28 protein-coding genes and 1 pseudogene are annotated in these 25,685 nt (G+C 37.1%); 8 read left to right on the top strand and 21 right to left on the bottom strand.

What is annotated here, in order from left to right; all coding sequences use genetic code 11:
* The first annotated feature begins 1,242 nt into the window (after positions 1-1,242).
* Positions 1,243-1,869, top strand: coding sequence for a hypothetical protein (locus CKW03_RS08340; protein ID WP_093095733.1), 627 nt, complete (start codon positions 1,243-1,245; stop codon positions 1,867-1,869).
* 144 nt (positions 1,870-2,013) lie between these two features.
* Positions 2,014-2,673 carry a DUF6766 family protein gene (locus tag CKW03_RS08335; RefSeq protein WP_093095731.1) on the top strand — a complete coding sequence of 220 codons (660 nt, stop codon included), beginning with the start codon at positions 2,014-2,016 and terminating at the stop codon, positions 2,671-2,673.
* Between the two features lie 24 nt (positions 2,674-2,697).
* On the opposite strand, the gene CKW03_RS08330 is transcribed toward CKW03_RS08335, so the two are convergent.
* Positions 2,698-2,913: a hypothetical protein gene (locus tag CKW03_RS08330; protein ID WP_093095729.1), complete on the bottom strand. Its 216-nt coding sequence runs from the start codon at positions 2,911-2,913 to the stop codon at positions 2,698-2,700.
* A 584-nt stretch (positions 2,914-3,497) separates the two neighbouring features.
* Here CKW03_RS08330 and CKW03_RS08325 point away from each other — a divergent pair.
* Entirely contained in the window at positions 3,498-4,016 is a 519-nt protein-coding gene (locus CKW03_RS08325; protein ID WP_236736445.1) for an RNA polymerase sigma factor, read from the top strand.
* Positions 4,017-4,021: 5 nt separating this feature from the next.
* Entirely contained in the window at positions 4,022-4,852 is an 831-nt protein-coding gene (locus CKW03_RS08320; RefSeq protein WP_157739445.1) for an anti-sigma factor, read from the top strand.
* Positions 4,853-5,400: 548 nt separating this feature from the next.
* Here the strand turns inward: CKW03_RS08320 and CKW03_RS08315 are convergent.
* The 7 genes from CKW03_RS08315 to CKW03_RS08280 form a co-directional block, all read right to left on the bottom strand.
* Positions 5,401-6,168, bottom strand: coding sequence for a ferritin-like domain-containing protein (locus CKW03_RS08315; protein ID WP_307724192.1), 768 nt, complete (start codon positions 6,166-6,168; stop codon positions 5,401-5,403).
* An 81-nt stretch (positions 6,169-6,249) separates the two neighbouring features.
* Positions 6,250-6,969 carry a ferritin-like domain-containing protein gene (locus CKW03_RS08310; protein ID WP_093095725.1) on the bottom strand — a complete coding sequence of 240 codons (720 nt, stop codon included), beginning with the start codon at positions 6,967-6,969 and terminating at the stop codon, positions 6,250-6,252.
* A 774-nt stretch (positions 6,970-7,743) separates the two neighbouring features.
* Positions 7,744-8,190, bottom strand: a complete 447-nt coding sequence (locus CKW03_RS08300; RefSeq protein ID WP_093095722.1) for a GNAT family N-acetyltransferase — start codon at positions 8,188-8,190, stop codon at positions 7,744-7,746.
* A gap of 122 nt (positions 8,191-8,312) precedes the next feature.
* On the bottom strand, positions 8,313-8,639 hold the full coding sequence (locus CKW03_RS08295; RefSeq protein WP_157739443.1) for a 2Fe-2S iron-sulfur cluster-binding protein: 327 nt from the start codon (positions 8,637-8,639) through the stop codon (positions 8,313-8,315).
* 73 nt (positions 8,640-8,712) lie between these two features.
* Entirely contained in the window at positions 8,713-8,835 is a 123-nt protein-coding gene (locus tag CKW03_RS20735) for a hypothetical protein (RefSeq protein ID WP_261771996.1), read from the bottom strand.
* A gap of 129 nt (positions 8,836-8,964) precedes the next feature.
* Complete coding sequence (locus tag CKW03_RS08285; RefSeq protein WP_093095719.1) at positions 8,965-9,864, bottom strand: dihydrodipicolinate synthase family protein; 900 nt, start codon at positions 9,862-9,864, stop codon at positions 8,965-8,967.
* 19 nt (positions 9,865-9,883) lie between these two features.
* Positions 9,884-10,384: a cupin domain-containing protein gene (locus CKW03_RS08280; protein WP_093095718.1), complete on the bottom strand. Its 501-nt coding sequence runs from the start codon at positions 10,382-10,384 to the stop codon at positions 9,884-9,886.
* A gap of 98 nt (positions 10,385-10,482) precedes the next feature.
* Here CKW03_RS08280 and pdxR point away from each other — a divergent pair, with 98 nt between their 5' ends.
* Positions 10,483-11,904: a MocR-like pyridoxine biosynthesis transcription factor PdxR gene (gene pdxR / locus CKW03_RS08275; protein ID WP_093095716.1), complete on the top strand. Its 1,422-nt coding sequence runs from the start codon at positions 10,483-10,485 to the stop codon at positions 11,902-11,904.
* Between the two features lie 215 nt (positions 11,905-12,119).
* Here pdxR and CKW03_RS08270 read toward each other — a convergent pair whose 3' ends face one another.
* The 5 genes and pseudogenes from CKW03_RS08270 to CKW03_RS20720 form a co-directional block, all read right to left on the bottom strand.
* On the bottom strand, positions 12,120-12,878 hold the full coding sequence (locus CKW03_RS08270; RefSeq protein WP_093095714.1) for a TIGR03915 family putative DNA repair protein: 759 nt from the start codon (positions 12,876-12,878) through the stop codon (positions 12,120-12,122).
* Positions 12,878-14,131: a putative DNA modification/repair radical SAM protein gene (locus CKW03_RS08265; RefSeq protein ID WP_093095713.1), complete on the bottom strand. Its 1,254-nt coding sequence runs from the start codon at positions 14,129-14,131 to the stop codon at positions 12,878-12,880. The genes CKW03_RS08270 and CKW03_RS08265 overlap by 1 nt, the downstream gene beginning before the upstream one ends.
* A gap of 539 nt (positions 14,132-14,670) precedes the next feature.
* Positions 14,671-14,973 (bottom strand): type 1 glutamine amidotransferase family protein, encoded by a 303-nt coding sequence (locus tag CKW03_RS20730; RefSeq protein WP_236736479.1) that lies wholly within the window; start codon positions 14,971-14,973, stop codon positions 14,671-14,673.
* 284 nt (positions 14,974-15,257) lie between these two features.
* Positions 15,258-15,557: a catalase-related domain-containing protein gene (locus CKW03_RS20725; protein WP_236736444.1), complete on the bottom strand. Its 300-nt coding sequence runs from the start codon at positions 15,555-15,557 to the stop codon at positions 15,258-15,260.
* A 16-nt stretch (positions 15,558-15,573) separates the two neighbouring features.
* Positions 15,574-15,783: pseudogene (locus CKW03_RS20720) on the bottom strand (catalase); the annotation flags it as partial.
* Positions 15,784-15,913: 130 nt separating this feature from the next.
* Between CKW03_RS20720 and CKW03_RS08250 the strand changes: the two are divergent.
* The 3 genes from CKW03_RS08250 (at position 15,914) to CKW03_RS20345 (ending at position 19,580) form a co-directional block, all read left to right on the top strand.
* Positions 15,914-16,420, top strand: a complete 507-nt coding sequence (locus CKW03_RS08250; RefSeq protein ID WP_093095710.1) for a pyridoxamine 5'-phosphate oxidase family protein — start codon at positions 15,914-15,916, stop codon at positions 16,418-16,420.
* Between the two features lie 557 nt (positions 16,421-16,977).
* Entirely contained in the window at positions 16,978-19,170 is a 2,193-nt protein-coding gene (locus tag CKW03_RS08245) for an ATP-binding protein (RefSeq protein ID WP_093095709.1), read from the top strand.
* A gap of 188 nt (positions 19,171-19,358) precedes the next feature.
* Positions 19,359-19,580: a hypothetical protein gene (locus CKW03_RS20345; RefSeq protein ID WP_139185420.1), complete on the top strand. Its 222-nt coding sequence runs from the start codon at positions 19,359-19,361 to the stop codon at positions 19,578-19,580.
* 356 nt (positions 19,581-19,936) lie between these two features.
* Here the strand turns inward: CKW03_RS20345 and CKW03_RS08240 are convergent, their stop codons facing one another.
* The 8 genes from CKW03_RS08240 to CKW03_RS08205 are packed head-to-tail and all read right to left on the bottom strand — an operon-like array spanning position 19,937 to position 25,540.
* Positions 19,937-20,503: a lipocalin family protein gene (locus CKW03_RS08240; RefSeq protein ID WP_236736443.1), complete on the bottom strand. Its 567-nt coding sequence runs from the start codon at positions 20,501-20,503 to the stop codon at positions 19,937-19,939.
* The gene (locus CKW03_RS08235) at positions 20,484-21,185 is read right to left on the bottom strand and encodes a lycopene cyclase domain-containing protein (RefSeq protein WP_093095708.1); all 702 of its coding nucleotides are present in this window, start codon (positions 21,183-21,185) and stop codon (positions 20,484-20,486) included. The genes CKW03_RS08240 and CKW03_RS08235 overlap by 20 nt, the downstream gene beginning before the upstream one ends.
* A complete protein-coding gene (locus CKW03_RS08230) occupies positions 21,182-21,640 on the bottom strand; it encodes a sterol desaturase family protein (RefSeq protein WP_093095706.1) in 459 nt (152 codons plus the stop codon). Before CKW03_RS08230 ends, CKW03_RS08235 begins: the two co-directional genes overlap by 4 nt.
* 1 nt (position 21,641) lies before the next feature.
* Positions 21,642-22,109 (bottom strand): SRPBCC family protein, encoded by a 468-nt coding sequence (locus CKW03_RS08225; RefSeq protein WP_093095705.1) that lies wholly within the window; start codon positions 22,107-22,109, stop codon positions 21,642-21,644.
* A 3-nt stretch (positions 22,110-22,112) separates the two neighbouring features.
* Complete coding sequence (locus CKW03_RS08220) at positions 22,113-22,571, bottom strand: hypothetical protein (protein WP_093095703.1); 459 nt, start codon at positions 22,569-22,571, stop codon at positions 22,113-22,115.
* Entirely contained in the window at positions 22,568-23,404 is an 837-nt protein-coding gene (locus CKW03_RS08215) for a phytoene/squalene synthase family protein (protein ID WP_093095702.1), read from the bottom strand. The genes CKW03_RS08220 and CKW03_RS08215 overlap by 4 nt, the downstream gene beginning before the upstream one ends.
* Positions 23,405-23,408: 4 nt before the next feature.
* Positions 23,409-24,881 carry a bifunctional phytoene desaturase/3,4-desaturase gene (locus CKW03_RS08210; protein WP_093095700.1) on the bottom strand — a complete coding sequence of 491 codons (1,473 nt, stop codon included), beginning with the start codon at positions 24,879-24,881 and terminating at the stop codon, positions 23,409-23,411.
* Positions 24,878-25,540: a MarR family winged helix-turn-helix transcriptional regulator gene (locus tag CKW03_RS08205; RefSeq protein WP_093095698.1), complete on the bottom strand. Its 663-nt coding sequence runs from the start codon at positions 25,538-25,540 to the stop codon at positions 24,878-24,880. The genes CKW03_RS08210 and CKW03_RS08205 overlap by 4 nt, the downstream gene beginning before the upstream one ends.
* Positions 25,541-25,685: the final 145 nt, after the last annotated feature.

Raw genomic sequence — 25,685 nt, 5'->3', positions numbered from 1 at the left:
AAATACCAGGTGAACAGGAAAGCTTTAGTTGGTACGTTTGAAGGGACCACCCGGGAAACATTTGAGACTTTGCCAGGCGTGCTGAAATTTTTATAACCGGAGATGTGGCTAGAGAAAGGACAACGGGATTGAAGCCATTTTACCCTACCAAGAAAGACATGTCAACAATAAATTGACTGTTACTTAGATGGATCAAATCGGCCTCATTCAGAGCAATTTATACACTGAAATACCTCTCAGGTCAATATTAAGGGCAATGGTTGCTTGATCGTGCAGTAAAGGAATTTTTGCCAACACCAGCTAATCTAATATTTATGAAAACATCGCCATAATAAGCCATTAGATATAATTTGCCATCTATGACACCCTCCCTCACCGTTCTGGTAATCTTCCTGATCCAATCATATTCCAGAGCTACCCATAATCCGGCAGACCGAGCCTTGCTGCCTCCTACAGTATCGAAAATTAGCGGCTAGAGATGCTCTAATAACTGGATGCCTGCCGTAGCTGTCAGCTACCTGTGCCAATGCACAAAATCGTTGAACCATCCCTAGGAAACAAATGCATCGTTTATGCCTTTGATCAGCCTTGTGTTGTAAGTATGATATTATTGTTCAAGAATCCGTATTCCCACTGAGAGGTCAATTTCTTCCAGATTTAATCCAACCCGTCCAGGATGTAGTAAGATGTGAGATATTCGGTCGGTATAGATCTCATCTTCATAATCATGGCGCATAGAGCTCTTTTCTGCCAATCTTCCCTTGACGGTCGCGCCCACCTGATTGGAGACTTCTGATGAACATGTGTGTGGATAACGTCACTTTAGACCATTTCCCCCTGACCTTGACCCCTTCATTCCGATACCGAGGGACCACCAAGCGATCAGGACTATCCCAAAGGCCAACCTATTTTGTTGACGAATAACGCACCTTTATCCGGAGCCTTCGTTTCTTCGACATAGTGGGCCTGTTTTTATTTCCTACAGTTTGAATCTTTAGATAAAATTGATTCCTAATATCAATTAAGAAAATTAGCCTTCCGGTCTATGTTGATAAAGTGGATGACAAAAAATCATTGAATCAAAGAAAATACAGAAATATAACCCTCTACGCCGAGTTTTTTTTGTTTCTCACCTTTCTTTAATGGGAATAGAATTTTTTTTTATTGTAATTCAAAAAAAAACAGTTTTACTATGTAGCATTCAAGATAAAGGTTTCGTTTCATCTAGAAACCAGATCTAAAATGAAAAATAAAGCATTCACCACCTTTACACTTTTTCTATTATTACTATCAACCATTTTTTTCAATAGCTGCGACAAAGAAGGAAATCCCCTGCCAGATGATAGGTTTGTCGAAATAGCTTATAATGGAGAAACCTTTATTCAACAAGGAAGGGCATTTGACTTGAACTATCGCAGTGGGCCAAAATTTGATTATAATTATCATAACCTGCCCCAATATGCAAATGGAGTTAGGTATATTACATTACATGCTTCCTTGAAAAAGAAAGGTTCAAAAGAATCTCCCATACATACTATCTTTGTAAAGATTCCTGTCGGTAAGGAGATCCTTCTGAACCATGAGTATGTTATCAGATCACTCCCAGGGAAACAGATAATTAATAAAATGGACGATTATATATCAATTAATGAAAGGGAGAACCTTTCATTTATTAGATATAATCCATTCTTAGATTATTCTCAATACATTTTTGGTGATGGTAAGGTCTATTTTACCAAAATAACAAAGAAAGAAAATGGAGCTGAGGATATTGAAGGCACTTTTGAATTCACGATTCCATCGTTTGCGGAAGACGAGGGATTTGATGTAGTAAAAGGGAAATTCAAGCTTTATCTTAATAAAATCTAATGTTGAATATATTTGTTGAGTTTTAATCCCCTCCCTATCCGAGGGGATTTTTTTATACCATTAACCAGCCAGCTTATCAAAAAATAAAAGTTGCCTAAACCAATTATTGATCTAAATGTTCCTTATATATATCTAATAATGTAAATGAAAGCAAATAGAAGTTTTTTTTACAGGAATTCATTATCAATCGTTTTTATTTCTTTGTTCTTGTTGGCCCTGATTGGTCAGATTTACTTTGGTTGGAAGGAAAGTGTTAGTGAATATCAAAAACATGGGAAGGAACTTTTATTTGGTGATTATTTATTTTCTGGCCATTTTATATCAGCGACATTTGAAAATTTTCAAAGCGAATTCCTTCAGATGGCGCTTTATGTTATACTTACTATTTTCCTTCGCCAAGTTGGATCAGCTGAATCAAAGGAAATAGACAAAAAAGAAGAGGTGGATCGGGAACCCATTTACAGACCAGGCGCGCCAGCGCCAGTGAAAAGTGGCGGATGGAGACTCTTAATATACAAACACTCACTTTCTATTGCGTTTTTGATTCTTTTTATAGCATCTTGGGGATTACATTTATTCGGCAGTTATAAGGGGAAAATGGAGGAGAATGCACTGGAAGGTAAGCCTTCCATATCGATAAGTGAATATTTGTATGAACCCACTTTTTGGTTCGAAACTTTTCAGAATTGGCAAAGCGAATTTCTATCGGTTGCTTCAATAGTTATATTAACAATTTTTCTTCGTCAAAAAGGCTCACCAGAATCCAAACCAGTTGACAGTCCACATAGGAAAACAGGAAAATAGACTTTATGCTGTTTCAAACATAGATTACCTAAAAAGATGCTTTAAACCCCTTTCGGTAAGCTCAAAGTCATAAGGATAATCAAATTGTATATATTTATTTAATGGAACGATCATTTTCTCCTCCAGAAGAAATGTTAGATCCTCTGTAAAATTTTCAAAAATTTCCAATTCAAAGATTGGTTTACCAGTATATAACCTGAATAATATTAAATCCTTTATAGGCAATGGAGTTTCCATCATATATTATTGAATCTGACAAAACAACAAGAATCTGTATTAATATAAAAATGTCATAAACCTAACCCACTATGTTGAGGAATTGTTTTTAGAAAATTAATAAATCAAAATATTAATATAAGGTAAACATCCATTCGCATGAATGGATATTTACGTATAGCGTGAAAAATGAACCAATTGTTGTGCTTTTAGGCTCTTTAATCTTCCTTTTCTGCCTGTGGATTTATGGGATTTTTCAAAGGTTTAGTTATGGAAAAATATATTGTAGAAATTAGTTAACTCAAGTTACAAATCCACTTCATTGGTGGATAATGAGCAACCATATTCGACATTCCTGAAGTAAAGCTTGTTTTATGCAATAATTTTATTGAGGTTCATTTTAAATTAAACACAATCTATTCACTGCTGCCGGGGTAGTGTTTTTTTTTCTCCGGGGCTCAAATCCTGTGCCCATTGAACAATCCATTATTAAACTCTATTGGAAAAAGGATCACATTCAATTATATTTTTGTATATTCGATTTCGCGTATAGAATATACCACTTGAGTCCAATACAGCACTTATCTGAAGATACACTAATCGATTTATTGAAGAAAAGAGATCGGCGTGCGTTTAATTATCTATACGATAATTATGCAGGCGCATTATACGGTATCATAATCCGCATTGTAATACATAAAGAATATGCAGAGGAGGTAATACAGGATGTGTTTGTCAAAATATGGAAGCACGTCGACTTATTTAATCAGGACAAAGGCAGGCTGTATACCTGGATGATAAACATTGCACGCAATGCTTCCCTGGACTACCTTAGATCAAAGGGTGTTCAGAACGAACAAAAAAACCAATCATTTCCAGATATCGTAAATAATAAAGAAAGTCATATTTTTGCGAGTACTGACCAAGCTGATAAGTCTGATTATATTGGTTTTGGTACCGTGCTGGATAAATTAAAACCTGAGTGGAGAAAGCTCATTGAAATGGCATATTATCACGGTTATTCGCAGCAAGAAATCGCCGACCAACTTCATATCCCGCTAGGTACGGTGAAAACAAGGGTAAGGTCGGCTTTAATTCAGTTACGTGAGATTTTGAAAGAACAATAATAGATTTGAACATTAAGGAATACATATCGTCTGGGATTATTGAATCATACGTTTTGGGGCTCGCCACCGAGGAGGAAGTGGGCATCCTGGAATGCATACGTAAAAATTCACCAGAAGTCCAACAGGCGATTCTTGATGTGCAATTACTCCTGGAAGATCTGGCTAGCAATGAAGCCATTGCTCCCCATGAAGATATTAAACCATCGATATGGGATCGATTGTCCACATTAACAGTGGAGGAGCAAGCCACTCTCTCTGCTACCGTCAACGGCAATACTCAGATTGAAGGCAAAGAAATGGAAAAGAGAAATACTCTTCCGAATTTGGGAACAAAAAGATGGATGCCATTGACCATAGCAGCTTCAGTCCTATTAATCCTAAGTTTAGCCTCGAACATTCTACTCTTGAACTATAGGGAAAGAGATCTAGAAAAAATGCAACAAGCAATTTCTTCAAATCAAGAATCCCTAGACAAGTTGAAAGATGTAAACGAACGTTGGCAAATAATACAACGTCCTTCGGTTGAGACCATCACCTTGCATGGTATTGAAAAATATCCTGAGGCCAAAGCGGTTCTCTTTTGGGACACTAAAACTTCCGATGTTTTTTTATCTGTATCAAACCTACCCCTGGTACCTTCAGGAAAACAGTACCAACTTTGGGCTATTGTTGATGGTCAGCCAGTTGATGCAGGACTACTCCCTCTTTCCAATGATCATTCCATGGTGAAAATGCACCATATTGACAAGGCAGAGGCTTTTGCAATAACATTGGAAAATGAAGGAGGCAGTTTAGTACCGACCCTTACAGAAATGTATGTGATGGGAAATATTTAGTCAGCAAAAATTACCGGGTAAATGATAACCAGTTCACAGAGAAAATTAATTTAAACATTATGGTTAATTTAGAAAATTGTAAAACGTTTAGGTCTATAGAAAAATTCATAAGCTTTTTTAATTTATCAGGATTTATTTGGCCCTAGAAGATATTGATGTTTATGGAATATTCTCGAAAAACTCAACAGAACTGAAGGACATCTACTTACTAATGGTAGATAAAAAGAAAACCAATTCTATTTGAGAGGAAATTATAAAGTTTAAGTTTACCACAAACTATTGATAATCCAAAAAGTTTATTATCATAGGAATAAGCGGTGAGTTATATTTTCTTTATGCTATTGCAACTAACAAATTAAAGTGCAAAAATATTATGCAGATCCCCATCAACTTTTCCATGGTAGCTAAAATGATAGAAAATTAGCATATTGAATGTTTTAGTACATGTTATTACGTATTTAATCCCAAAGAATAACACAATCTATTATGTTACCAATTAAAGCCCGCACCTTCCGATACGGGCTTACCGTTACATCAAATCAACCCTACTATTTTATGAAAAGTTTCGCGATATCTAGAACAGCTGAAGCAGACAACGGTTCGTCAAACGATTGTGTCGCAGCGGCAGTGGAAATTTTACCACCTATTCCTGGCAACATTGTTATATCCACATCAGCCTGAACTTTGTTATCTTCCCCCGCATAAACTGGATCTACGGCAGCGCCTATGCCTGAATCGTTTGCTCCTGTTATCCACGGTTTCTGATCGGCTGCAGCTCCTCCTCTGGCTTTGCGCATCTGTCGGATATGGGAGGCATGCCTAGCCTCTGCCGAATGGATCTGCAATGCTGCCGTTAACACAACTTGATTACCCTTTAATAGGCCGGCCTGTCCTTTGTATGCACGTACACCGGTGTCCTCAAAGGCTTGGGCAAGCGCCAGAAAGGTGTCATAATTACTGAAAACATTGGGAAAAGCACCTCCAGCTGTAAAATCGAATATTGGTTTGGAAACCGCTTTCTCTCCAAGTACCTGTTTTAAAAATGCCACATGGGCAACTTCATGGTTGCGAATGGTTGCAATAGCCCCCGCGGGTTTGCCTGAGGGCACTAAATTTGATGCTGCTGCACCTTTTGTATAATACTCCGCTTCAAGGTATTCAAGCGTTAGCGCATAGTTCAGAACACCGTTCACATCGGTAGGTGCCTGGCCATAGGCACGTTTAAAAAGATCGCTAAGTACAAAGGGCATCGCGGCAATGCTCACCTTTTTGCCAAAGGACATCATATTTCGGATCGCCCGGCGACGAGGGCTCACTCGCTCGTCGAACTCTGGATCGACTTGCATAATCTGGTCAAAGATGTTAAATAAATTCATTTTAATAAATTTTAAAGTGGATTAATAGGTTGGTAAATCTCTTACATCTATCTTAGATTTAATAAATGGGGCTGCGATTTCCAATACTTTCGTCGGACTATAGGCAAGGTCCAAACCCTGATTATCAATTACCTCGTTGTTGGCAAAAGTACCGTTGTCAATTAAATCGCGAACTAAAGCTGCATGTCTTGCTTCCACCGAGACAATTTTGCCTGCCAAAACCAGATAGGCTTCATTCTTGATTAACCATCCTGCTCCGTTATATGCCGACACGCCCAAATCTTCAAAAGCCTTGGCCGTAGCCAACACGTTTGCACGATTGGAGAAATTGATGCCCGAAAAATTGAATTCCAAATTCGCAATAGCGCTCTTTCCTAATGCGGTTTTGAAAAACTCCCGATGGGCAATTTCATGGTCACGGATGTCACTAAATAACATCGTCTCCCAATCGCTGATTCCGCTATAGGGTTTATTCATGACCTCTATATAAAATGCTGCCTCTAATTGCTCCAGGGCATATGCATAGTTCAATATAGCAATATCGCCGCTACCGAAATACAATCCATTACCGCTCATATCCGGTCCGTGGTCGTCTTTCTGGCACCCGACCAATCCAAATGCTGCTATCCCAACAGCACCGGCTCCGGCAATCTTCAGAAAATTCCTTCTGCCTAATCGCTCGCTTATTTGTCGATCATTCTCTTCAATAAAGCCCTCTTGTTTAGTGGTTGTTTCTTTCATAACCTATTTGTTTTTTGTTTATAATGTATCGTTAGGTTATATACGAGAACTCCTAGGTTTCGGATTTATTTTTTCTATTTTTAATCACCCCCCTTGTATCATGACTAAATCTTCTGTTTGTAACTCAATAATTGCTAAGTTTATGTTACTACATTGAATGTGGATAATATCATCATAAATAAAAGGTATAATGTAAAAAAGGCAAGCATTCTCTTTCCTTCTAAATCATTTTACAGAATGGGGCATACTGTTGAACGTAAACCTTCGGGTACGTATTTCAATCCTGTTTAAAAAGTTGATCTGATTGATCGCGATGATGAGCTGTACTACCTGATTTCTGTATCAAACCCATTCAAATTATGAAAGGTTTCATCTCTCCAACCATGGACAGCGATATGGTTAACTTCTTCCACCATCACCCATACGGCTTTCTCTGCTACGGTAAAAAGTTAACTCACTTGCCATGCTGACAGTGCATAGATTGGCTGTTCCGTTTCCCTTGTTATTCGTGCCTCTTGGGTATGGACTTTAATGCACTAGGGACATTTATTTATTTGGGATGCACGAAATTTTTCAACCTCTTTGTTTGTTATATTCAGATCGAAATTTGAAAGGTATTTTTCCATTTCAAATAAGATCTGGTTGCTTGAGGTTCTAGTTCTCTGATGTTGATCCGTTGTTTCCATTTCAATTTTTGTATTTTTTGGAATTTTGCTGCTCGAACCGCAATAGCATTTTTTGTATAGGGCAAACCGCTCAAGTTTGCCCCTTTTCTTATTTCCACCAATAGTAATAGTTGTGGTTGGCATCATATTCAAATCCGCAACGTGGATATAATCTGTTGCCTATATCATTTGTCTTTTCGGTTTCAAGCATCAATCCGCAAGCACCGGTTTCATCGCACCATTGCTTAGCTTTATCTATCAGCGCTACCGAAAAGCCCTTGCCTCTGTAGTCGGGATGAACAAACAAATCGCTCAATAGCCATTGCTTGGCCAATTTGATGTAATGGTAAAGTTTGTACAACTGGACAAACCCAACTGCAGTGCCATCAGCATAAACCACAAAAATGTGGGATTGATCGTTTTCCATCCGGTCTTGAATGAACTTTTTGCACTTTTCATAATCGTCTTGCTGTCGGTAGAAGACCCGATAGCGGTTGAATAACTCTGCTGTAGCGTCCAAATCTTCCAGACCTACTTTCCTGATGTTGATCTCCATTTTGTTAAGATTAAATATTTGCTCAAAAGTATCCGATCTCCGGTGTATCATGTCGGTACAGTTTATGGATAATTAGGTAGTCCAGGCCAAAAAGTGGTAACCGTACAGTTGTTTTAGTACGATTAGAACTCGTCATAATTTATCTTTATCCTCGTACTTATGGGCATTGCTACACAGGCCAAGATCAGGCCTTGCTGTATGTGGGTTTCAGACAGAACAGAATTTCTCATTAAACGTACCTCCCCTTTCTCCAATTTACAAGTACAGCTGCCACATCTTCCACTGCCACAAGAATACGGTGCGTCAATCCCAGCATTTAGCATGGCAGACAGCAAAGGCATCTGCTTATTCCATGGGATTTGGTATGTGGTGCCATTGATGGTCACGGTTACTTTAACCTTGTCCGATGCCTTAGCATCTGGATGTTTGTTTTTTGAATGTGGATTCATATGGTATATCATTTAGCTGTGGACAATGAACTATAGGCCCGAAAAATTCACATCTTCGGGCTATAGATAGTTATTACCTTAGCTCTTCTATGGAAGCCCCAAAGTTAATATGTAATACATTCCCATTGGGGAGAACTAAGGCTGGAACAGATTTTACACCTGATGCCGCCGCTTCGTCTACTTTAGATCTTTCCATACCCAAATGGATTACCATAATCTGACCTTCGGGTATGAGGGTCAAAATGTCCTGTTCCGCACTTATGCATACAGGGCAACCTGCGTGATAAAAAATTGCTTTTTCCATTTTACTTTGATTATATGACATTTAATATTGGTAGACTTCATTGTCTATTGTTGAAAGTATCCTATCCAGTTCTGCTATTTCATCTGCATCAAGGGGTTGCAATGGGCTTTTGAATCCCCCTCCGCCAACTCCCAATAGATCTAGACCTGCCTGGATGGAACGGGGCAAACCTTTGGCAACAATGAATTTCAACAGGTCAACCTGTTTGTAGAATACCTGCTGTGCTTTTTCAAGATCATTTTCCTGTATAGCATCATAAAGAGCTAGATTGAGTTCTGGTATCAGATTCGGCGCAGCCGTACACCATCCTCTTGCACCTGCTGCAAAAGCGGATAATGCCAAGGGATTGGAACCGTTGAAAAAAGCCACTCCATCGTCTAATTCTTTTCTTAAAGAATGCATACGTAGAATATCACCCGAACTTTCCTTAATCATCGTAACATTTGGGATTTCTAACAAACGCTTCAAAAGTGCTGGGGACATATCCACGCCACTGGTGGCAGGGTTATTATAGGCCATAATCGGAATGGAAATCTTAGACGCAACAGTGTCATAGTGTTTTGCAATTTCATCATCGCTCAATTTCCAATAACTCATAGGGATAACCATTACGGCCGTGGCACCGGCTTTTTCGGCAAATTGCGCATGGTAAACAGTTTTCTCCGTGGTAAGGTTTGAAACACCGACCAATGTTGGTACTCTGCCGGCTACCTGTCGTAAGCAGGTTTCGGTCAAAGACTCTTTTTCATCATCGCTGAGGTAAGGCATGACACCCGTACTTCCCAATGGCGCAATGCCGTGAGAACCTACCCTAATCAAGCGTTCCACTTGTTTTCTGAATAGTGGGATATCAATATTCTCGTTGTTGTCGAATGGTGTAACCGGATATGCAATTACACCTTTAAATGGCACTTCATTCATTTCTTTTCTCGATTTAAGGTTAAAAATCTCTTCCCTCTTCTTCACGTAATGCCACACCTAGGTTTTGAAGTTGCGGGGCATTCTCACAAGCGATGTATTTTGCAGCCTCGACTTCGCTTAGGTTGTGGTGCTGGTGCCAAGCCCAAGATGGAATGTAAACTGCATCCCCTGCTTGCCAATCTACGATTTCATCTTCTACAAGCGTAGATCCTTTTCCCTCAAGCACATACAAAATGGTTTCGTATGTATGGCGGTGTTTGTGAGTTTTTTGTCCTGGCAACAGGCCACCTATGGTCATGCTTACGTTTTTGCTTGGCAGGTCCACAAAGAAAACTGGGTGCTTTCTTTCTTCCGAAAACTGATTGTGGATACCTGCATTTTCAACATTTTTGTGGATGACGTGTGAGGTTCTAACAAAGGATGGTCTTGCAAAGGTCTGATGGAAATCCTTTGAGCTGAACTGTTTCTGTTCTGCGTGGATCGATTTTTTTACTTCTGTGGCAGTTTCTAATTTTGACATAATTAAATTATTTATTGTTATTGCAATATTGCTATACAAAAGTATCGTACATTTGGACCATTAAAATGATACAGTTTTTATATAATTAGATAGTCCAGATGCTGAGAGGTTGGAAATTTGAAATATTATTAGATGGAAAATCAGATAAAGCCATTTATCTGCAGATTGCCGATGCCATTATAAATGATATCCAATCCGGCAGGTTAATGCCACGCGAGGCGCTGCCCGGAAGCAGAAAACTTGCACAGCTCTTGAAGGTCAATAGGAATACCGTTGTAGAAGCGTTGGACGTACTGATCATGGAAGGCTGGTTAACTCCCAAAGAGAGACAGGGTACTTTTGTGTCCGATACCTTGCCCGATTTTATGGGAGGCAAAAAAAGCAAACGTGGCACTCTTAATGCAAAAAATGCCATAAACAAACATTATCATTTGCAGTTTGATGATGGAAGCCCAGACAGTAAAATTGCTCCCATCACAGAATTGGCAAGGGCTTACCGCCAGATCTTCAACCAAAAAGCACGTTGGCAAATGATGGGATATGGCAACGAATTAGGTGATCTGGAATTTCGAAAATCCATAGTGCAAATGCTCAATCACCAGAGAGGCATGCAGGTCAATCATCATAATATCTGTATCACCCGAGGCAGTCAAATGGCGATGTATCTGACAGCTCAATATTTGTTTACAGAAAATGATTACGTAATCGTTGAAAACCCAGGATATAAGCCTGCTTGGTCCGCCTTTGAGAATGCTGGGGCAACATTGTTGCCGGTAGGCGTAGACAAGGACGGCTTGCTGATCGAGGAGGTTATTGCCTATCTGAAATCGGGTAAAAAGGTAAGGGCAATTTACGTTACCCCACACCATCAATATCCGACCACTGTGACATTGAGTCTGAAGAGAAGGTTGGAATTGATACAGCTTTCCAACGAATACGGTTTTACGATTATCGAGGATGATTATGATAACGAGTTCCATTTTGGTTACCGCCCTGTATTGCCTTTGTCAAGTTTCGGCGAACTGAAAAATTATGTATATATAGGCAGCATGAGCAAGGTGGTTGCGCCTGCCCTTCGCATAGGTTATTTAGTAACCCATGACGAAGCCCTGATGGAGAGGGTAAGTAGTTTGCGAAAGATTATTGATGTTCAAGGAGACAGTATTATGGAACAGGCAGTTCTGCAACTTATCAAGGATGGCACCATAAAACGCCATATCAAAAAGGCGTCTCACCACTACAAAGCCAAAAGGGATTTTATGGCCGGTTTGCTCAAAAAATACATGGAGGACAGAGCAACTTATTCAGTTCCCGAAGGTGGTTTGGCTTTCTGGATTGTACCCAATAAGTCCATGGATTGGTCCCAAATTCCCAAAAAACTTAATAGCAAGGGAATCAAGATCATCAGTCCCGATACCTATAGCTTCAATGAGACCATATATGGTATCAGGTTAGGCTATGGTTCACTTTCTGAAAAAGAGCTGGAAGAGGGCATAATTGCCCTACAAGAAATCCTATAACAAGTGGAAGCTGTCGACATAAAAAACTCCAATTCACGGTACTTCTTGATATACGCCCAGGCTTGTTTTCAAAAAATGTTTTAACCTTTACATATTTGAAAAATGAACCAATACAAGCCACAAATCTAGGTTTTGTTCATTACAAGCTTTTGGTGGCAAATTTTCGATAAGTAACCTGAAAAGAAGTTGAAATACCTAGGCATGGAATTGCGCAATTATTGCTTTTCCACTAAATATTTCCAATATCTTTTGGGTACATGTCTCAGGTGTAATTTGATGTTTTTCCTTTCTTCAATATTCGTACTCTTAAAGTAGGTTTTCCATAAATGTTGAAATTCCGTTTCTCTTGAGTCAAGATCCAATTCTAAGGCATATGGATTTTCGATTTCCTGGTTCTCAGAGGTAAGGACTTCGTGAATCTCCCGTCCATCATAATGATATCCGTAATTTCTTCGGATATCATAAATCAACCAATCCTGATCAGAAAACCGATTCTTAAAAAATGGGATAATCAAAGGTAAAACATTTAAATCTGGCTCAATGAGCGCTGTGTAGAGACCATCTGAAGATTTGACGAATCTCACAAATGCTTTCATTCTATGCCTTTCTCGACTTACTTGCTTAATGGTTTTGTGTATCTGCAAAATTTCAGGGTTTCCGTAGTCCCGAATGTCAATTTTACCATACTTAAATAAACGAATGATAGTCCTAAAACCTATTTCCCATGCTCCTTTTTGATCTGCAAGAAAATTATGATAGAAAATATTCAGGTCCTTCTTTCCTATTATCTTTTCGATTCCTTTCAAAATACGGGAAGATTTTTCAGGGACGGTCATAACTTGTCTCTGTTGATTGAAAATATTTGGTTCTATCATGTCCAGCACTTTAGGAGTAACATAAAACTCTTTTCTCTCAAATGCCTCGAATACACAGCATAGGTAACCGTTGAAACTACCATCAAAAACGTAATCCATCAGAACAGGCTTAACTGTGATTCGGAATTCGAGACCCTAGGCTCCGGATGGTGATCCAATAAAGCCTTCTTAATAGCATCTGGATAAATAAATCCCGTATTGACAATCATATCTTGGCAAACCATAAAATATTTGGCCCTGTTAAAGGCTATTCCCATTTTCTTTAATTGATATTCCCGAAGTTTTCCATATTTCCTGGCCTGAACGATTTTATGGGCTGATTGCCTTCCAATCCCAGGAATTCTAATTATCCATTTATATTCCGCAGTATTGACATCAATTGGGAAGAATTGTGGATTCCTCAATGCCCATGAAAGTTTGGGGTCAATTTCCAATTCCAGATGTTGATGGCTATTGTTTAAGATTTCATGAAGAGAAAATCCATAAAACCTCAATAACCAATCAGCTTGGTAAAGTCTATTTTCCCGCACCAATGGCGGAGCTGTGCCAATTTTAGGCAATAGGCTATCATTAGAATTTATTGGGATATATCCTGAGTAATAAACCCGTTTGAGATTGAATTCTTTATAGAACCTGCTGGCGGTTTCCATGACCTGAAGGTCATTTTCTGGAGTGGCGCCAATTACCATTTGTGTACTTTGTCCTGCTGGAACGAAATGAGGAACCTTTTTGAACTTCCTTTTATCTCGCTCAATGGTTTCGATTTCATTCTGAACGATGGATAATGGCTCGATTACAGTTTGATGGTCTTTCTCAGGAGCGACCAATTTCAGGCCTTTTTCCGTGGGTATCTCTAGGTTTACGCTCATACGATCCACATATAACCCTGCTTCTTTTAATAGAGCCTCACTTGCTCCGGGAATTGCTTTCAAATGGATATAGCCGTTGAACCTTTCTTCGCTTCGAAGTTTCCTCACCACCAACATCATTCGTTCCATTGTATAGTCTGCAGATTTAAAAATTCCTGAACTTAAAAACAATCCCTCAATATAGTTTCTCCTATAGAAGTTCATGGTAAGATCCACAACCTCTTTTACCGAAAATGCTGCCCTTTGAACATCATTGCTCCTACGGCTAACGCAAAATGAACAATCATAAATACAATAATTGGTCATTAAAATCTTAAGTAATGAAACGCATCTTCCATCTTCAGTATAGGTATGGCAAATTCCACTGGTAGAGGCATCTCCGATCCCACCATTATTTTTTCGCTTTCCTCCACTGGAACTGCAACTAACATCATATTTTGCCGCATCAGCTAATATTTCCAATTTATCATCAAACCCAAACATTCGCTATATATATTAGTAAGTTGAAACAAAATTACTAATTTTATTAGCGTTAATTAAAGGTAATTTAAATTTTTGTTCAATTTCAAGATATTCATGTTCTCTGGGTAGCAAATGAACAAACTATACATTATTATTTACAAGAAAATAATTTTACTTTCAACAGGGATAATTTAAAATCAGAACTTAGTTAACTGTGGAAAAAAAGTAACAAATCATCCATATTTAGATTTATGACCTATCTAGTTCCGGGAGATGCAATGGTCAATTTACCTTCTATTGTTTTGTTGTTTTAGTTGATAAAGAATTGGCAACTATTGAAAATAGTTTATTCCGATACCAGTAATGTTACTATTACGGAAATCAGTGAGATGTTAGAACAATTGCCCAGAAAAAAACAAATTGAATCTTTGCAAACCTTAAAATCAGAATTGGTTTTCGAAATTTCTTTTAAAGTAATTATATTGAGTAACAGACACAAATCTGGAGAAGCTTTGAGAGTTCAACGGATTTTAAGATGGCGGAAAGATAATTGTAATCTATTATGAAGGGACTTTTCTAGGGTTTTCTCTTTCCCATACCCTATGTTTTTTGAGTGCATTAACAAATGCATCTGTCAAATTTGGATCTGACTCAAATATTACACCTTGATCTTTTTCTATAAAAGATTTTGCTGCTAATTGCTCTGTTCCTTTGGCAAATGCAATTACTTTACTGTGACGGTAACCTTTATTAATAAATTGAAGATAATCTGGATTTTGAGCGAACTTGGATACAGAGTCGCCATTAGGTGTATAAAAACCATCAAAACAAACTGATACATCGGTTAAATAACTATGCTGTATGGGTTCTTCCCCCCCCTTCCTTATATTTCAAATTTCCAACATGCGAAGAAATCAGCACAGCAATAGCTCCATCTTTCTCAAGTCATTTTTTCATTTAATCTACCGATACTTTACTTACACTATCATCAACTAAAATACAATTTTCCGGCTACGGATATTACCCTCTTCACCTTTAACCTTCATACTTAAGAATTCAGACTTTTCAATCTCAGGTTTATTAAGCTTTAATGGATAATTTGGGTGATTTTGCCTTGCAAATTGTAAAGTAAGCGGATCAAGGGATTCTATGGTGTCAATCCTAAGTTTTTCCCAATAGCTTTTGCCAATGTTGGATGAACATGATTTAAATTGGCCAATTCACGCTTTCTGATATCTTCATTATTTACTGTCGAGAGCTCAAAACTAAAAGCATTGATAACATGGTTTTGCTCCTCAGGACTTAAATAATTAAAAAATAATCTAGCTTGAGTAAAGTGTTCTGCAAATGAACTCGACTTTGCTCTTACTTTCTTTACCATCAACCTGTCGTTTTCCTGTTTGGTAAGCTTTTTCCCCTTTAAGCATAGCTTGGTATGGACATCCATTTCCTTGGCTATTTGGAAAATAATTTGTATTACCCTTTAAGATATCCATTCTTGCAAACACATCCTTTTGATTGTTGTGTGTGCCATTTATCGGCCTATTGATGGGCAATTCATGGAAATTTGGACCACCCAGTCTATAGTTCTGAGGATCTATATATGAAAAATTCCTTCCTTGCAAGAGCGGATCATCAGAGAAATCAATTTCTGTAACTACTCTTCCAAGGTCAAAGGCAGCCTGTTATTTTAAATAGCATGAAGAATGCTTAAAATCATTAACAAAAAATTGAATAAAAGTTCTGGTAATTTTTATCTAAACAATTGTGAACTATTAAGTGTTGAACCCAAAAGAACATACTATGGCAGAGAAAATTATTAGAGATCAAGAAGCTCATAAAAAATTAAAATCAATTGTTGATCAAATTGACATCGGTACAATTTGTACATTTACTCCAAATTCACCCTATCCTCATGGTGTCCCTATGAGCAGACAAGAAGTGGATAAAGATGGAAATATATGGTATATCTGTTCTGCAGAAAGTGAAACGCATAAAAATTTAGAAAAGAATGATAAAATTTCAGTGTTTTATGCCGATCCTAAAAATTATAGCTTTTTAAGTATTAATGGCACTGCAACACTAAGTAGAGATCAAGCAAGAATTGACAGATATTGGAATAAGATGATGCAAGGCTGGTTTGAAAAAGGAAAGGAAGATCCAAATATTAGATTAATTAAGGTTACACCCGATGAAGCGCACTATTGGGATTCTGGCTCCAATAAAATCGCAACTTTATTTGGTATGTTGAAAAATGCGATTACAGGAAGTAAGGAAGGTATTGGTGAAGAAGGAGAATTAAAACTCTAAATAACCAAAAAGCCAGGAAAGACAATTTTTCTGGCTTTCAATATTAATCTTTTATTCCCTATTAGCACCGCATCCAGTAAATTTCACTAATCTTCATCTTCTCCCTTCCGATTAACGAGAATAACAAATTTTTGAAATGGTACCCACAACATATCCATTTTAAATAAATAATGCAGTTTCTAAACCGGTTTTATTAATGCTAGAAAATGATATTTTCAATTTTAGTTCCATTCCTAACATAAGATTTGATAACAAAATATGGAAACAACTATTTTTTCCTGAAATCCCACAAACGAAGGCAATAAGAATTATTAGGGCAAAAATTAAATTAATTGCCCGTCTTAAAACCAATAATATTTTTTAATTTGAGAAATATACACACTCCATAAAACCACGTTTCGTATATCATAAACGTTAAAGGAAAGATCAGGGATTGATATTATATTATTTGTCAATATGTTTTAACATATTTTTAAAATTTTTCTGCTTACTTTGTTAGGAACTGATTTTCTTAATTTGCTTTTTAAGAATTTCTACAAACTAATAGATTAACATAAATGGAAAAGATAAATTGTGAGGATGAAAAGATCCAATTTCTAGGTAAGATTCAAGATTTAGGATTTGTAATAATTGTTAATCAATCCTTAAATATTGAAGCAGTTAGCGAAAATATCCAAAAGTACCTGCCAAAAATATCTTCAAAGGATCTTATAGGCAAATCCCTATCCGATGCATTTGTTTTAAATATTGCAGAGAAGGATTTCATACTCAAAACCATTAAAGAAATTGAAAATCGCCCTGATCACAAAAGATGCACAAATTTAATAGCGATTGATGGTAATCCATTCTATTTAAGCATCTCAAATTCCTTGGATGCTATAAACTTGGAATTTGAGATCTCAACCATTCAAAATAATAACATTAGCAATATTATCAACAATAAATTGATAGCCTTGCAAAATGAAGGGCAGGACATCTGGGATGGTTTAACAGAAGTACTTTCACAAAATCTAATGGTAGATAGGGTGATGGTCTATCAATTCAATGAAGATAGTAGTGGAATCGTCATCGCTGAAACTTTAAATAGACCAGAATTACATTCTTATTTGGGGTTGAATTATCCAGAATTTGATATTCCAAGACAGGCACGGGAACTTTATAAAACAAAACACTGCAGATTTATAGTCGATACGGAGGAAGAGGGGTCAGTGATCAGTTCTCTTGATAATAGGGATATCGACCTTCGAAATATTTCTATCAGGAGATTGTCGCCTGTGCATTTACAATATCTAAAAAATGCGGGGTTTCGATCCAGCATTAGTTTTTCCATAATAATCAAGGGAGAACTTTGGGGACTTGTATGTTGCCAACATGAAACACCCAAACATATTGATCTTAGTATTCGCAATTTCTCTTTAATGGCCACTAATTTTGCAGCGAATAAATTTCAACAGTCGGAAGATAGAGAAAGAATTATTTATCTGAAAGAAGTTCAGGAACTTGAACTTCAGCTGAAAGAAAAGGTTTTACTAAAGACCAATATTTTCCCTGAATTAAGGGAATTCTCAAAAACCCTTATACATATCTTGGAAGCGGATGGAATCGCCATTGGATTTGAAGACTCTGTTTTCCTGGAAGGTTTACATCCGGAAAAGGAAACGTTGAGATCTCAAGTCCCCCAACTAAAAGAATTAGCCCAAGATCACATCTTTACAACTCACGCTCTAGATTCTCAGAATCAAATATATGAAGCCTTTGGAAAAACAATTGCCGGTCTAACTTTTGCCAATATTGACCATAAAAAAGACTTCTTTATCATTTGGTTTAGAAAAGAAATCCTGTTAAATAGAGAATGGGCAGGAAAACCTGAAAAATTTTATGAAGAGGATATGCTGACGGGAACCCTCAAACCTTCACCGCGTTCCTCTTTCAATGTTTGGCGCGAACAAGTGAACGGAACCTCCAGAAAATGGAGTTCCAAACACCTTCATTTTATCTTACGTATCAGAGAAATCCTAAGAGACTCGATGTTAAATAAAGCCGCTGAAATTGATTCGCTGAATACCCAGCTGATTGAAATGAACAATGCACTGGATACCTATGCCTATACCATTAGCCATGATTTAAAGAATCCTCTTTCTGCAATAAAAGTTTCAACTGAATTTCTTCAATATCGGCAGGATGTCAATCCTCAGCTCTTAAAGAAAATGACCTCAAATATTCTGGATTCCGTACACATCATTATGAATATGCTTGATAAGATCCATCAATTCTCAAAAGCAAGCTCATTTAATTTTGAAAAAGAAGTGGTAGAACCTGAAAACTTTGTGTATGAAATTATCAATATGAGCAAAAATAGATTCGGGTCCAATAATGTTCATGTGGTCGTTAATAACTTACACCCTGTACTCGGTGAGAAAACTTTGCTTTATCAATTGTTTTTGAACATTATTGGCAATGCTATAAAATATTCATCGAAAGTGGATTCTTCATTGGTCACTGTAGATTCTTTTACTACCGATAATGGCATAATCTATACTGTTTCAGACAATGGAATAGGTATTGAAGAAGAAGAACTAACATCTATTTATGAAATGTTTAAGCGCATGTCTAACTCTTCAGGCTATGAAGGCTCAGGAATTGGAATGTCCATTGTAAAAAGAATAGCTGATAAATTGGGAATTGATATCACCATTAAAAGTAAAATTGGAACCGGAACTTGTGTAAAACTGATGTTCCCTCCCAAATAACTATTGAATTCCAACCTTATTTTGATTAAAGACAAGTCATATATTATTAAATTTATTTAATGAAAATCACCGATTATTTAAAGCAAGAAACTAAAAAATTCCATCAAATTTCCGAAGCATTGGTTATTAATTATATCCGAAATATGAATTCTGAAAAAGATTACACGGATCTATAAAAAAAGTTCTATGTGTTTAACAAAGAGATACATCACTTTACGAATTCACATGTACAACAATTTACGGAGCACTATCCTTTCTTCTTAGGCTTAAAACAAATTGAGAATGATTTTGTCGCCTTAAAATTAGATTTACCTGAGTTGAAGGAAATGAAAATCCTCACGAATCTACATTCTGAACAACAGGCATTATGTTCTCCAAGGATCATCATTGGGAAGACCATATATTGCTAAAATCCTTAACAAACTTGATTTCGTTTCAACCGATCATTATTTTAACGAGAAATCAGATATTGCCCCAAAGGATTGGGACCGATTTAAATCAATATTAGATTCCAATATCCCAATAACAAATAGCGATGAAGCTATTTACTGGACAAATTTGACGTTTAAATTTTTGATAGACTTATTTAGGAACAACTAAAAATCATGGTAACTATTAATTACTTGAAAATGATTAAACTTTAGATCTTTGTACAAGAACTATTATTTTTATATAATTTTTGCAATTGAAACATTTTTTTTAAAAAATGAAGTCCTTAAGGTTCAAAAGATTTAGACCTACAGAAATATAGCCATCCCTATAAAATTTATTTCTCATTTAGGAATGGGTTATCGGTCCTATCGTGCTTTACCCAAATCAGTTTAGAGGTGTCATAACCAATCCTTTGCGCACTGTCTAGAAAGCTTTTTTTAATCCCATCGGGTATATCTTTTGTCCTTGATAAAATCCATAAATATTTCAAACTTTTTCCAGCAACCAGCGCATATCGATAATTTTCGTCCAATGCAATGACGTTGTATCCCGAATAAAAAGGGCCGAAGAAACTTACTTTTAATTCAGCAATATGCATATTATCGCTAAATTTTGCTAAACCAATGGCTTTTTTCCATTTCCCCTTCTTGTAGTTGTAACCGCTGTTCAATACCTTAACAGAGCCATCATCGTTCAAGCTGTATTGAGCGGAAACATTGTCCAGATCCTTTTCAAAACTGAAATCAAACCGGGCAATTTCATACCAAGTTCCCAGGTATCGACCCATTTCAAAGTTTTTTACCGCTTCAGCACCTTTGGGAATGGATGAACACGAATTTAGAAACGTAAACAGAACCACAGAAAATGCGATTACCAAAATCCTATTTTTTATGACCATCATTTCTTTTTTTAAATAATTTAAAAAAATAGAGAACCAAAAGGAATTGCGTATATCCATAGACGGCATCCTCAATTGGTATAGTTAATATGCGTACCCCAAGAAAGTCCCGGGGGTTGTAGTTCACTATGGGCGATTCCAATCCGGTTCCTGTCAGTACGCCGTTTACTGGAAGGAAACCCAACATCAAAACCGTAAATACTAGCGATGCTTTTCCAATCCATTCTGCCCGAACAATAAAATGCAGGTAGATTAAGGTTGTTAGGGTAGCGATTGCCGTGATAAGTGTGTATATTTTATCATAATGCAACAATGCCATAACCGAACAGATTACCACACTGATAAAAACAATCAGGTTATTAAACCCAGATAGCCATCCCAACCTAAAGAACTTCTCGAAACAGAAATAGGTAAATATACATGAAAACGGAATACAGATAAAAAAAAGCCATTCCTCGATCGGTAACCCAGCCAGTACTATTCCGAGCGTATAATCGGTATTGAACCACCAAACACCTTTTGCCGTAAACCATATATCCCAAGCGATGAAAGGAATGGCAACAATAATTGCAGATTTTAAAAACTCCCCAAAATGACGATTAAAATAAATTCGTTTATCGTATGAGGCAATGAAACATATGATGACCGTAAAGAACAATATTGCGGAATAGGTATAAGCCATCATTTTTTTCCAGAGTTAAAGTACATTTTAAAATATTTGAATGGAACGAAAAGAAATCCAAAACATTCACCGTCTTCTTTCCCGATATGCCTGTGATGTTGCTTGTGTGCCCTGCGGAGTGCCAAAAAATAGGGATTTTGGGTCTGGGACAGAAATTTTACCCTTTGATGGATAAAAATATCGTGCACAAAAAAATAAGCCATTCCGTACAGCAAAATGCCTAAACCGATATGTAACAGGTAATTGAAATTTTCTACCGACCCGAAATACATCAAAGCAATCGTTGGTATGGAAAATATTACGAAAAAGTAGTCGTTCTTTTCAAAAGCGCCCTCACTGCTGTGGTCGTGATGGTCTCTGTGCAGGAACCAAAGGAAACCGTGCATGACATATTTGTGGATAATCCAGGTTGCCCCTTCCATCAATGTAAATGTGATCATTACGATTAAAAAAGCCATATCAGTTGTTAATTGGGTTAAAGAGTTTTTCTATGGTGTCGCGCCGGAAATCGAAAATATCCGTCAATTTCCTTTTCACTAACAGCAAATGTGCAATCTGTCCTACCAGGCCGAAAGGCAGTTCGTAATCTACCGTATCCTTCATCAAGACCCCATCTTTATTGGGGAAGAATTCATGAAGATGCCTCCAGTACTTATAAGGTCCTTTCTCCTGTAAATCAATAAAACATTTATTGTGTTCAACATGGGTGATTCTTGTCCTCCACTTCAAAGGGATTGTAAGTAACGGAGAAACGATATAATCGATGATCGTACCCTCAGCAATCTCCTCAGCGACATATTCCGACAGCACTGTAAAACCAATACCTTTAGGCGTAATCTTGGAAAGGTTCTTGGGAGAAGAGAAAAAACGCCAGGCTTCTTCGACGTCACAATTCAATTGTTGCTCTCTGTATAGCCGATTTCTCATAAATTAATCTTTTAAAAGTGTCCCTATCATCTTAAGAAGAATCTCCGACCTAATTTGGAGACTGTTTTCCTTAATAAAAGCGGAATCCTCATTTATGTTTGATTTGTACCCTAAAAAGGATGGAGCATTTTTTTGGACAGAAAGCCTGATAAACCTCAATTCAACATTCTCAGGTTCTTTTTTGATCGCTTTCTCGATGTTTTTCTTTCCTTCTCTGAATGTTTTGAGTTTGCTAATCGGACTAAAAACATGATTGGCCCAAATAGTTTGCAATCCACCTAAATATCCCAGATGAGTAGCCGAATTGTTTTTAGATTCCATCAATTCTCCAATCATTCTTTCGCACAATGCCCGGTTTGATACCAACTTGCTGTAATTAGACCTCACATCTTCTACAGCAATTGGACTAAAAATCCTTAAAAAGAATACTGAACTAATGAGCAAACCAGTTATATTCATCATAAAAAAGCCGTTTTATATCGTACATAACTTTTGAACGCCACGTATGCCTTTTCGGCATTGGGAACCCGAATCCTATTATTCAATATCTCTTTGGAGGATCTTCTTTTTATTTTTTGGAACAATGACAAATAGTACCTATAAGCTAAATATACACCGAACCTAGCGGAGCTGGGCAGTTTCTTAATTCCAACAAAAGCAATTCTAAACTCTTCTTCTATTTCCTTTTCAATCCGACATTTCACGCAATTATCAAATATGCGCATATCGATATCTGGAAAATAGGTCCTTCCCAAAACCTGATAATCATCCCTCAAATCCCTTAAAAAATTAACTTTTTGAAAAGCGGAGCCTAATTTCATTGCATAAGGTTCCAGTTCTTTATACCTTTCGGCGTCGCCATCCGTAAAAACTTGCAGGCACATCAACCCGACTACTTCCGCGGAACCAAAAATATATTCTTCATATAGCGCTGAATTGTAGTCTATTTTCCGCAGATCCATTTCCATACTATGCAAAAACTTTTCAATTAGTATTATGTCTATTTTAAAAAGATTTACCGTTTCTTGAAAGGATTGAAGGATTGGATTAAGGGATATCCCCTCGTGAAGTGCAACATAGGTTTCTGTTTTTAACCGGCTCAAGAGCTTCTCTTTATCATATCCATGAAAACTATCCACGATTTCATCGGCTAATCTCACGTACCCATATATGGCATATATTGCAGATCGAATTGAGGGTTTCAGCGACAGGATTCCCAAGGAAAAACTAGTGCTATATTTCTGGGTTGTTATCTTGCTAACCGAGTATGAAAGTTCGTCAAACAGCTGTTTCATGGTTTTATTTTTTTAGTTTGATTATTTCGTTTGCAACAATTCTACCTGAAATTATGGATGGAGGGATCCCAGGTCCGGGAACCGTCAATTGACCTGTGTAGAATAAATTTTTCAATCTTTTGTTTCTTATTTTGGGCTTTAGGACTGCAGTCTGACCTAGCGTATTAGCCAATCCATAGGCATTCCCACCATAGGCATTATAATCCGAAATAAAATCGCTGACACAGTAGCTTCTTTTGTATTCGATCTTTGACCGTAGATCTTGTATCCCTGTATGCCTTTCTATCCTTGAAAGCATGTTGTTCAAATATAGTTCACGTGTAGTTTCTGCATCGTCAATCCCGATTGCCAACGGCATTAGAAGGAATAAGTTCTCTTTGCCCGGGGGAGCTAAAGTACTGTCTGTTTTGGAAGGGCAACAGGAATAAAAGAGAGGCCTCTGTGGCCATTTTTTTTCTTCATATATAGAATCGACATGTTCATCAAGATCATTCTCAAAAAAAAGCGTATGATGTTCGAGGTTGGGAATGCTTTGATCGATCCCTAAATAATAAATCAGACTGGAGGGTGCAAAGGTTCTGTTTTGCCAGAATTCTTCTGAATAATTTCTGTTCTCTTTACTTAATAGGGTTTCTGTATGATGATAATCCGAAGAAGCAATGACAGCATCAAATTCATGGATCTTGCCATTTATGGTTAACGAGGTAACCTTTCCGCTACATGTGTTTATACTTTCAACGGTTTTGTTGAAATGGAAATTAGCACCTTGACTTTCGGCTACTTTTTTCATCGCCAAAACCAATTGATAAAACCCGCCCATCGGATAATAGGTCCCCAAAGCATAACCACCGTAATTCATCAAACTATACAATGCAGGGATATCCTTTGGAGAAGCACCCAGGAAAATTACGGGAAATTCCATCAAGGTCCTTAGCTTTTCACTTTTAAAATATTTAGCAACGTAAGGCCTGAAACCCGTCAACAAATCCAATTTAATCGCACTTTTGACTATCTTGAGAGAGAAGAATTCACTCCAATTGTGACAGGGTTTATTAATAAAATCCTGCATTCCTACTTCATACTTAAACTTTGCCGCTTGCATGAATTTATCCACTTGCATTCCAGCTCCTTTTTCGATTCCTTCAAACAGGACTTTAAGCTCTTCCAGACATTCGGGAATACTAATTTTTCCTTCTGAAAAAACCACTTCAAACTGTGGGTTTAACGATATCAACTCAAAGAAATCAGAAGTTTGACAACCGAAATCAGCAAAAAAACTATCCATAATATCCGGCATCCAGTACCAGCTGGGACCCATATCGAAAACATATCCATCATCGGTTGAAAACTGCCGCGCTCTACCTCCCGGCCGATCATGTTTTTCAAACACGTGAACATCATTACCTGCCTTTGCCAGGTAGGCACTTGCAGATAGTCCCGAGAATCCTGACCCTATAATGGCTATTTTCTTCTTCATCGCCTTTTATCCTTTAAAGCTTCATTCAATAAATATTCTGTTTCAATATTCTTGTAATATATCCGTTGATGGAACTTATTGAGTTTATTGAGCAATTTGATCAGCTCCATTTTTTCGGGATGGTTTAAGTCTCCTGTAACTATTTCGGTCGCTTTCCTGATTCTGTCCATTTGGTTTTCTAAAACATTCAATCCTTTGAAGCTGATTTTTAAAACTTTACTTCTTTTGTCAATTTCAGAATCAGTTTGATTGACCCAACCTTGAGAAATCAGACGATTGATAATTTGCATTCCAGCAGGTTTCTCGTGAACGTTCTTTTTTATCAAATCCATTTTGGTCATTTCACCAAATGCCTTTAGGTTAATCAGGTAAATAAAGTCTTCCTGCGAAGAGAAATCAGAACCGTATATGGCTGATTTGGAATAACTTTTAGCATATCTGTTCATATGGACAATTAAGGTACTAATTACACTTTCTGGACTGCGCCCACTTTCTTTTCCTTCCCAATAAGGCTCGGTCTCCATCTCCTGGCTGTTATATTTGACGTTTATCCATCTTTTAAAACCTTCGATATCATCAGGATATATGTTTTCTAACGAATTTTCTATCTCAAATTCTTCAACTAGATCGATAACACTTTTTAAAATATCGTACTTCATGTTTGTTTTGTTATACAATTATACTAATTTTTATTTACAATAGTATTTTTTTATACTTTTTTAAATTTTGATTTTAAATTTGAAAATAACAATATTGCATATCCTTGTTCACCAAACTTACTTAATCCCATCCCAATCAAACCTC

Origin of the sequence: Sphingobacterium mizutaii (genome assembly GCF_900187125.1) — a bacterium.
Lineage (GTDB): Bacteria > Bacteroidota > Bacteroidia > Sphingobacteriales > Sphingobacteriaceae > Sphingobacterium > Sphingobacterium mizutaii.
Note: the sequence above shows the minus strand (reverse complement) of the source record. Positions and strands in the feature narration are given on the sequence as shown.

What these genes read in the sequence shown, in the direction of transcription:
- CKW03_RS08340 (WP_093095733.1), top strand. Translation starts at nt 1,243, where the DNA reads ATGAAAAATAAAGCATTCACCACCTTTACACTTTTTCTATTATTACTA.
- CKW03_RS08335 (WP_093095731.1), top strand. Translation starts at nt 2,014, where the DNA reads ATGAAAGCAAATAGAAGTTTTTTTTACAGGAATTCATTATCAATCGTT.
- CKW03_RS08330 (WP_093095729.1), bottom strand. Translation starts at nt 2,913, where the DNA reads ATGATGGAAACTCCATTGCCTATAAAGGATTTAATATTATTCAGGTTA.
- CKW03_RS08310 (WP_093095725.1), bottom strand. Translation starts at nt 6,969, where the DNA reads ATGAAAGAAACAACCACTAAACAAGAGGGCTTTATTGAAGAGAATGAT.
- CKW03_RS08300 (WP_093095722.1), bottom strand. Translation starts at nt 8,190, where the DNA reads ATGGAGATCAACATCAGGAAAGTAGGTCTGGAAGATTTGGACGCTACA.
- CKW03_RS08295 (WP_157739443.1), bottom strand. Translation starts at nt 8,639, where the DNA reads ATGAATCCACATTCAAAAAACAAACATCCAGATGCTAAGGCATCGGAC.
- CKW03_RS20735 (WP_261771996.1), bottom strand. Translation starts at nt 8,835, where the DNA reads ATGGAAAGATCTAAAGTAGACGAAGCGGCGGCATCAGGTGTAAAATCT.
- CKW03_RS08285 (WP_093095719.1), bottom strand. Translation starts at nt 9,864, where the DNA reads ATGAATGAAGTGCCATTTAAAGGTGTAATTGCATATCCGGTTACACCA.
- CKW03_RS08280 (WP_093095718.1), bottom strand. Translation starts at nt 10,384, where the DNA reads ATGTCAAAATTAGAAACTGCCACAGAAGTAAAAAAATCGATCCACGCA.
- pdxR (WP_093095716.1), top strand. Translation starts at nt 10,483, where the DNA reads ATGCTGAGAGGTTGGAAATTTGAAATATTATTAGATGGAAAATCAGAT.
- CKW03_RS08270 (WP_093095714.1), bottom strand. Translation starts at nt 12,878, where the DNA reads ATGGATTACGTTTTTGATGGTAGTTTCAACGGTTACCTATGCTGTGTA.
- CKW03_RS08265 (WP_093095713.1), bottom strand. Translation starts at nt 14,131, where the DNA reads ATGTTTGGGTTTGATGATAAATTGGAAATATTAGCTGATGCGGCAAAA.
- CKW03_RS20725 (WP_236736444.1), bottom strand. Translation starts at nt 15,557, where the DNA reads ATGGATGTCCATACCAAGCTATGCTTAAAGGGGAAAAAGCTTACCAAA.
- CKW03_RS08250 (WP_093095710.1), top strand. Translation starts at nt 15,914, where the DNA reads ATGGCAGAGAAAATTATTAGAGATCAAGAAGCTCATAAAAAATTAAAA.
- CKW03_RS08245 (WP_093095709.1), top strand. Translation starts at nt 16,978, where the DNA reads ATGGAAAAGATAAATTGTGAGGATGAAAAGATCCAATTTCTAGGTAAG.
- CKW03_RS08240 (WP_236736443.1), bottom strand. Translation starts at nt 20,503, where the DNA reads ATGATGGTCATAAAAAATAGGATTTTGGTAATCGCATTTTCTGTGGTT.
- CKW03_RS08235 (WP_093095708.1), bottom strand. Translation starts at nt 21,185, where the DNA reads ATGATGGCTTATACCTATTCCGCAATATTGTTCTTTACGGTCATCATA.
- CKW03_RS08230 (WP_093095706.1), bottom strand. Translation starts at nt 21,640, where the DNA reads ATGGCTTTTTTAATCGTAATGATCACATTTACATTGATGGAAGGGGCA.
- CKW03_RS08225 (WP_093095705.1), bottom strand. Translation starts at nt 22,109, where the DNA reads ATGAGAAATCGGCTATACAGAGAGCAACAATTGAATTGTGACGTCGAA.
- CKW03_RS08220 (WP_093095703.1), bottom strand. Translation starts at nt 22,571, where the DNA reads ATGATGAATATAACTGGTTTGCTCATTAGTTCAGTATTCTTTTTAAGG.
- CKW03_RS08215 (WP_093095702.1), bottom strand. Translation starts at nt 23,404, where the DNA reads ATGAAACAGCTGTTTGACGAACTTTCATACTCGGTTAGCAAGATAACA.
- CKW03_RS08210 (WP_093095700.1), bottom strand. Translation starts at nt 24,881, where the DNA reads ATGAAGAAGAAAATAGCCATTATAGGGTCAGGATTCTCGGGACTATCT.
- CKW03_RS08205 (WP_093095698.1), bottom strand. Translation starts at nt 25,540, where the DNA reads ATGAAGTACGATATTTTAAAAAGTGTTATCGATCTAGTTGAAGAATTT.